Genomic DNA, 335 nt, shown 5'->3' with positions numbered 1-335 from the left:
GATGGGCTTTGCTTCAAAAAGAATACGCGGCAGGTAAAAAGCTTGAGAAGGAGCGTACTTACTGGCAGCAGGTCTGCGATCAGCAGATAGCAGGTTTACCCCAGGACAAAGCGGTAGAAGCAGGTGAGGTAGCTGTAATAGATTCTTCTGAATCTTTTGCCTTAGATAAGCAGACCACTGAGTTATTGCAAACCCGGGTTCATGGGGTTTATAGCACAGAGATAAACGATGTGTTATTGACAGGTTTTGGCCTTGCCCTCAAAGAAGTTCTCTCAGTAGATAAAAGCGTCTTAAAGATGGAGGGTCATGGAAGAGAAGAAATTATCGAAGGTGTA

The 335-nt window shown here is 44.5% G+C and carries 1 protein-coding gene; it reads left to right on the top strand.

Annotated elements, in window-relative coordinates:
- Positions 1–335 (top strand): condensation domain-containing protein (locus A4R26_RS12960; protein WP_207625741.1); only part of this gene is annotated, 335 nt, incomplete at both ends.

It is taken from the genome of Niastella populi (genome assembly GCF_002078015.1).
GTDB classification, from domain to species: Bacteria; Bacteroidota; Bacteroidia; order Chitinophagales; family Chitinophagaceae; genus Niastella; species Niastella populi.
Note: the sequence above shows the minus strand (reverse complement) of the source record. Positions and strands in the feature narration are given on the sequence as shown.